1 pseudogene is annotated in these 409 nt (G+C 54.5%); it reads left to right on the top strand.

Annotated features, from left to right (window positions below):
* Positions 1–409, top strand: a pseudogene (locus tag NDO48_RS29085) (permease); the annotation flags it as partial.

The raw sequence follows: 409 nt of genomic DNA, 5'->3' as shown, positions 1-409 counted from the left end.
CATTGCCGTCTGTTTACGATCCCGGAATTGGATCCAAGGAACTCGGATCAGTTTCCAACCTGCTGATCGCGCGTGGCATGATTTTTGGGATCTATCCCCTGTGCATGGCTGTCGCGCTGTTGCGCTGGAAGAAGGTCAGAATTACGCGGCATACGCTTCGCTCGCCGTTCTTCGGCCAGTGTTATGTCGCCGCCCCGTTCGTCTTCATGCTCGTGCTTGGTCTCGATTTCGTATCGATGCCTCATCAACAGGGCCTGCTGTTTGGCTTAGTAACAATGGCCTCTGCCACAGTCTGGTATGCGCAGGCGCAAGTCCGCTGGTTCAAGCAGAATCTGGAAATCGGAAACCTAAGAGCAATCGGTGCTTTTGGTGCTGCGTTCCTCTTGGCGACATTGGCAGCGCTGGTGTT

It is taken from the genome of Aminobacter sp. MET-1 (assembly GCF_026521175.1).
Lineage (GTDB): Bacteria > Pseudomonadota > Alphaproteobacteria > Rhizobiales > Rhizobiaceae > Aminobacter.
Note: the sequence above shows the minus strand (reverse complement) of the source record. Positions and strands in the feature narration are given on the sequence as shown.